General features: G+C 42.8%; 7 protein-coding genes. 2 read left to right on the top strand and 5 right to left on the bottom strand.

Annotated features, from left to right (window positions below):
• Positions 1-504 (bottom strand): M17 family peptidase N-terminal domain-containing protein (locus tag F6K57_RS34455; RefSeq protein ID WP_293072418.1); only part of this gene is annotated, 504 nt, incomplete at its 3' end.
• A gap of 535 nt (positions 505-1,039) precedes the next feature.
• Between F6K57_RS34455 and F6K57_RS34450 the strand changes: the two genes are divergently transcribed.
• On the top strand, positions 1,040-1,249 hold the full coding sequence (locus F6K57_RS34450; protein ID WP_143727832.1) for a hypothetical protein: 210 nt from the start codon (positions 1,040-1,042) through the stop codon (positions 1,247-1,249).
• A gap of 14 nt (positions 1,250-1,263) precedes the next feature.
• Here F6K57_RS34450 and F6K57_RS34445 read toward each other — a convergent pair whose 3' ends face one another.
• Positions 1,264-2,088, bottom strand: a complete 825-nt coding sequence (locus F6K57_RS34445) for a hypothetical protein (RefSeq protein WP_075903709.1) — start codon at positions 2,086-2,088, stop codon at positions 1,264-1,266.
• 575 nt (positions 2,089-2,663) lie between these two features.
• Here F6K57_RS34445 and F6K57_RS34440 point away from each other — a divergent pair.
• Positions 2,664-3,287: a hypothetical protein gene (locus F6K57_RS34440; protein ID WP_293072416.1), complete on the top strand. Its 624-nt coding sequence runs from the start codon at positions 2,664-2,666 to the stop codon at positions 3,285-3,287.
• A 17-nt stretch (positions 3,288-3,304) separates the two neighbouring features.
• Here F6K57_RS34440 and F6K57_RS34435 read toward each other — a convergent pair whose 3' ends face one another.
• From F6K57_RS34435 to F6K57_RS34425, 3 genes are all read right to left on the bottom strand, one after another.
• A complete protein-coding gene (locus F6K57_RS34435; protein ID WP_293072414.1) occupies positions 3,305-4,549 on the bottom strand; it encodes an FAD-dependent hydroxylase in 1,245 nt (414 codons plus the stop codon).
• A 611-nt stretch (positions 4,550-5,160) separates the two neighbouring features.
• Complete coding sequence (locus F6K57_RS34430) at positions 5,161-5,667, bottom strand: Uma2 family endonuclease (protein WP_293072412.1); 507 nt, start codon at positions 5,665-5,667, stop codon at positions 5,161-5,163.
• Positions 5,668-5,842: 175 nt separating this feature from the next.
• The gene (locus F6K57_RS34425; protein WP_075903701.1) at positions 5,843-6,271 is read right to left on the bottom strand and encodes a DUF29 domain-containing protein; all 429 of its coding nucleotides are present in this window, start codon (positions 6,269-6,271) and stop codon (positions 5,843-5,845) included.
• Positions 6,272-6,478: the final 207 nt, after the last annotated feature.

The raw sequence follows: 6,478 nt of genomic DNA, 5'->3' as shown, positions 1-6,478 counted from the left end.
ATCAATCCCTGCTTCTTGCCCAGCCAATCCCAGTAAATCAATCTGTTCCAGCTTTGCGCCCTTATCCTCGGATTCCGACTTAAAGCGATTGTCTTGGTGTAGTGCCAGGATTATCCCCTCAGTGATCCCTTGGGCCGTTGCTGTGGGGTCATCATTAACCACGGGTAGGCTAATTCCAAGAGTTGTAATCTTTTGCTGTTTCGCAGTCCGGGCAATTGTGGCACTCCCACGGCGCAGTGTATCTAACTTCAGGTCATCTGCTTTACCCAATCCTAACAATATAATTTTACGGATTGGGCTAGCGGATCCCACACGGGTGACAGCAGAACTATTAGCGCTACCCTTAAATTCTGTTTCCTCGATCAATTCTGTGATCGTACCAGCCAGTTTCTGATCCAACTCGGCTAAATCACCAGTCAGCTCTACAGCATCCTCAAATAACCCAATGGCTAGAGCATCACCAGTCCAGTCTAACCGTGGTGTATCGGTTCCTCGAATTTCCATATTTTTCTCTGTCTAGGTAGTTACAATCAATGGTTTTGAGACCAATACCATAACAGATATCGACTGGTGATGGGGTGAGGGCAAAGCCATCTTGTTGGGTAACCGGGGATAGTTTTCAATCAATCCTGGCTTATTGTGCTTGTTGACCATGTAGTTTCTACATATAGTGTTTTTTTTATTTAGGATTGCTATTTATTCCGGATAACACCAGCCGATAGTGGTATTGATTATTAAGCACCTAAACAAAATTAATTTCCTACTACCAATCTCTGTAACCCTTACATCGTAAGGCTTTGAGTTTTGTAAAATGTGTAATTAATTTTGTGCACATGCTTTAGTAGAGTAGCCTGAATTAAAATTGCCCTTTGGCAGATTTAATGAACAAATACTAAACTTACTTTGATTGATGAGCAATTATTGGAGTCAAAGTAATAGTCTCAAAAATTAAGGTGTGTTTACTGAATAGGTTTTTCCACTTTGGTAAGCCATTCCCATTAGCTCTAGAGGTGAACTTATGTCCCCAAATCATAAAATTATGTCCCCAAATTATAAACTCGCAAAAGATCTCGAAGAACATGCGAGGAATCTACGACCAAAAGTAGGAAACGACAACAGTTTAGTTGATGTATATAATGCTTGTTGTACCGTTCTTGATCATTGCAATGAAAAACTAAAGGGAGAACGACCGATTCCGGGTAAATCTGGTCCAATTCCAAAAACTTGGCAACGGATCAATAAGTCCTGAATGTAAACAGACCACTAATAAGGCTTGTAATTTGTGCATTCTACCAGCACAGTCATTCTGTCCTTGACGTACTGAATCGTCTCTCTACCCAGGGTTTTTACGTCCTGATCAAGCTCATCAGACATTTGCTTTTTAATAAATTCAAGTGCCTTTTTATGGGCAATAACCTTATCACCTAATGTTTGATAAAATTGGGGGTCAACTCCAAGAGGTGCGTTATCTGTACCATCAATTATGTTTTGGCATAAAAGCTCTAAAAGTTTAGCTACATTTTTTTTAAACTTATTGATATTTTTGCGAGAAATACCATCGGATGAATAGTCTTTTGACTTTATTTCTTCAGTCCATTGATTAATCCTTTGAGTGACCCATTCTTTTGCAGTTTCACGATCTACATCTGTAGATGTAGATTCATGTTGTTTAAGACTTTCGTTCATTCCTTCCACTCCTTCTAAAACAGGCTCAGAAAAACTGTTTACTTCATTTCTGTCTTTGAATACTGATATAGATTGTTTAAGATTATTGAGTTTTAATCTTTCTTGACATTTATTTAAATCACTTTGCATTTTAGTAATTTTCCTATCTTTTTCAGCTAATTTTTGATTCTTTATTTCCTTGAACAAAACCATAAAGATATAAAAACTTATAAGAACTAGACCTACTACGATCAGAATTGGTTTCTGGCTATTGTCAGTTTTAATCTCTCCGTTTCTGATATTGAATTCTATCCCGGCACCTATTACAAGGAACATTGCCCCTAAAGCAAGAGAAATAAATTGAGTAAATAAGGGTGGTTGTTTTACTAATCCACTGAATAAAGCTGTCAATAAATCCTTCATTGCTACAAAATTTTAGAAGAGAATAATTATCTAGACATCTCGTTCACTTTGTCAATGGGTAAGGTGTGCATCTCATTTTTGCTGTTTGGCCCAGTGGTGCGTTACGGGGTGAAGCTGCTGGCGAAATAGAAGTTAACATCCAAAACACTTATTCTGCCGTTGATTAGGTTACAAAACTATAAAAGGTTTTGCGACCATTACACGGAATATCAAGGCTTTCAGCGTCTTAAGAAATATTTCGCCAATAGCATCCCACCCTGAAGCACCCTACGCAACATTTTAAAATATGAGATGCACCCATGCGTAAGTTCTATTATTAATTAATTAATTTTATGAGATAGGCTGTAGATTATAATAACTTTAATTCCTTCTAGAACGCTCGTCAAGTAATAGAAGTTGATCAAATAACCAATAAGTGGCTCAAGTCAGTCAATCCAGCAACCACTTACTCTAGATAGTTCGATTCCCTAATCACCCCATCCCCCGATCATCAATAAATTTACCTAAGCAATGGTCTAGTCTTGATCCACTTGAGGAATATTTCCCCTTAATCGCTGATTTCTGGTTTCCATCCTATGCCTCTGCTCGACCCCAACCGTTCTTATAGCTTCAGTGAAATAGCCAAACTGAAAACTCCGACGGATGAAATCTTGGCAGAATATGGCTATTCACTAGAACGTAGCTTATTGGATTTACGGCAATATCGGGGTGAGTTAGATCGATTGCAGGAGCGCCAATCACGCCTCGAAGAAGTCTTACCTTACCTCGATCTCACCAACGAACAATCCCGGCGGGAGATGTTAATTGCACCTGTGATGGCAGATTTGATTCACTACACAAGGGCGCAGTTGCGAATTGAGTATTCAATCAAGGTCAGCAATCAGCTTCAAGGCGCGTTGGACTATTTGCTCAGGACAACGACTAATCTGTTAGTAGTTGAGGCAAAGCAAGAGGATCTTACCAATGGTTTCACTCAGATGGCAGTGGAACTGATTGCCCTCGATCAGTGGGAGAAATGCCCATCGGTTGAGCAACAGCCACAGCTATTTGGAGCGGTTTCAACTGGAACAATCTGGCAGTTTGGTATTCTGCACCGTCAACACAAATTAATCACCCAAATATTGACTCTCTACCGGGTACCAACCGATTTAGAACCCTTAACCAGAATTCTGATCGCAGCGCTCTCTAGCAGCAATTGAGTGCGAGAGCCACTGCTCTAGTGTTGAGCAACTTGAGGAATATTTCCCCTTAAACCAGTCATCAACTTCAAGGCATAAATCTTCACTGGACGAATCCGGCGCAGCATCCATAACCCGAGACGGCGTATCCCGACTATTGGTAACCAGTTGTTGGAAAAGATCCGATCCAGGGTATCGGTAAACCCTAAGATGACTAGATTCTCTTGCTTGCGCCAGTTTTCATAGCGCTTAAGAACCTCTATGGCTCCAATATCTTCCCCTGCTTGGTGTGCCTCAGTCAAGACTTGGGCAAGGGCAGCAGCATCGCGAATCCCAAGGTTTAGTCCTTGACCACCGACAGGATGGCAACAATGGGCAGCATCACCAATTAGTGCCAATCGTGACTGAATATAGCGATCGCTCTGCATCAATTGCACTGGAAACAAATAGCGATCGCATTCCAACTCCAAGCGACCCAACAGACCACCAGTGTAGTATTCCAGCTTAGCGAGAAACTGATCTTCGTCTAGTGCTTGTAACGCTTTGGCTTCAGCATGGGGTGCTGTCCACACCACCTGGCAGCGATTCTCTGACAAGGGCAGCACCCCCATCGGACCACTAGGCCAGAAGCGTTCAAAAGCCGTATTATTGTGGGGCTTTTCGGTTTTAATCCGGGCAGTCACACAAGATTGCCAGTATTTCCAGCCACGAGTCGTAATCCTAGCCCTAGTCCGAATTTGCGATCGCGCTCCATCCGCCGCCACCACGAGCCTTGTCCTGATTCGATGCTGAGTATCACCCTCCTTGACAGTAATTTCCACCCCAGACTCCTGATAGTCTACATCCACTACTTCTGCTGGACAAAGCCAGTCAACATTGGGGCAATCTGTCAAAAATTCTTGTAACGACGTTAGCACCGGACGGTGTTCTCCCACATACCCTAGGGCGTTGGTACCTAAATCTGAAGGGGAAAAATGCACCACACCGGAATGGTTAGCATCGGAAAGCCTGATCTGCCGAAATGTGCTAATCTGTGGCAGGATTTTATCCCAAACCCCAATACCTGCGAAAATACGCCCTGAGAGGATAGACAAGGCATAGGCTTGTACCCTGGCAACGGCCACTGACTTCGGTTTGGCTTCTATGAGTAATACGCTCAACCCAGAATGTTTCAACGCACAGGCCAGGGTAGAACCAGTAATGCCACCCCCTACAATGGCTAGGTCGTAATCAAAACTTTGATGGGTTGCTGAGGTAGTTTGAATCAGCAGTTCCAGCGCCATAACTATAGTAGTAAGTGTCTCGGTAAATAGTAATATATACTCTTTTTCATTTTGACGCTTTTAGATCAACCCATCAACTGATCCAATTTTGCTCAACCTGGAAACACACGACTTAACTCTAGGGACAGATCTCCAAGACCAGGAATGGTAACCGTTTCATTGGGCAACACTACCCGTTTGACCAAAAATTTTGGGTTTCAAGCCTGGCCTATGGCCACGCTAGGCGAACGCCCTTCTAGGGCGACTTTTCCAGAAGTTATAAAAAAAATAGTGTATAATATATCTAAGTGTGTAGCCTAGCACAGGCAGGATTCGTCGGTACTGCCTCACTCAACAACGACGTAAAGCGATGCTAGTACACGAGGCGCGAAAAACCTCTAAAACGCATGGGTCTTAACAGACACCGAAAACCAGTAAAGTACAAATTAAAAGTATATAACGTACCGTGGGGCACACGGGAACGGGAAATCCCAACGCTTAGGGAGACAAGCCCACTGGGGTTAGTTAAATTAGGCTCAATATTTGGTTCTTCTGGACGGATATTTGGCTTAAGTATTGCCTTTCAGGATAACTAATTTTAAGGCATGTCGTAGAACTAAGAATCCCCGCTCTTATAGGGCGGGGAGTGTCAAGCGATAGCCGAAATTTCTTTGAGTATCTTGATAGGGCTGAGTATAGCACTCTAGTTGACCAGCCACCAGGTTAACAATCCAGTAATCCTGAATTTGGTTTTCTGAATATAAGGATAGCTTTACAGTTTGGTCATACTCCAGGGTTGAATCTGACACCTCAATCACTAGGAATATATCCTTTGGATAAGGGTGATTTGACAAATAGTCATCCGCCTGACCCCATGCGATCGCAACATCCGGTTCCGGTTCACTGTCGTTCGATAGGATGATTGGTTCCTGTCCCCGTACCACCCCACGGTGGCCTACTAGTCTGTCCAACTCTCGCCATAACTTAGTGTTGCAAACCGAGTGGGACGTACCCTTCGCCACCATTTGTATTAACTCTCCCCGAATCAACTCCACCCGGTCATCTTCTGTTAGAAAACCATTATCAATCAAGCGATGATAGTCAGCTAGGCTAAAGCGTTTAGTTTTGATCAGGGTCATGATAACTTAACTTTAAAAATACAGCTTAATTGTATGAGGGGTTATCCGTTTCCCATTTATCAACCCGTGCCTCTAGTGCCTTGAGTTTTTCAGTCCAAGTTATGGGTTTAATCACACCAATATCAATTAATTTAATATTCACTATATTATGCTAAAATAGGCTTTAATTTTAGGATTATGGTAACCAATCCTGATCTAAAATCAATTCAAGAGAATAGGGGCAAGCCTCTGGGAAAACCGAAACAGACATTCCTGTTTGCTGGGCTGCCTTACGGCGAGCCCGCTGATAGCTTTGTTCCAGCTGCTCAGCGGGATAGCTCCTGAGACTGGGACTATCTTCAATAGCTAACTCAATCTGAGTACGAGCGTCAGTAATCGAATCCAGCCAGCTATCGGAGCGACGCTGATGCTGGTATTGCCACTTGAGCAAATGCAACAGCAGGCGAATCAATTGGCTAGTAATTCCCCGCCTTTCACTCTTGCCCAAGTCTTCAACCTCCTCAATCAGATTTTCTAAGTCAATCTCTTGCCAACGACCTTCTCGCAACAACTGTGCTGTTTGTTGTGTCCAGGAATTAAAATCTTTTGTGTATGCTTTTTCCACAAGTGTCTCTCCCTTTCTATACCCAATTTATCTCTTACTTTATTAACTCTTGCCTCTTGCCTCTTGCCTCTTGCCTCTTGCCTCTTGCCTCTTGCCTCTTGCCTCTTGCCTCTTGCCTTTCCTTAATCCAGTCTATTTTGATTTGGGTTTAATACCATCACAAAGAGTGCGATCGCTTTCATCGATTGCAGAATTGTGCTTGAGATA

Origin of the sequence: Moorena sp. SIO4A5 (assembly GCF_010672005.1) — a bacterium.
Lineage (GTDB): Bacteria > Cyanobacteriota > Cyanobacteriia > Cyanobacteriales > Coleofasciculaceae > Moorena.
Note: the sequence above shows the minus strand (reverse complement) of the source record. Positions and strands in the feature narration are given on the sequence as shown.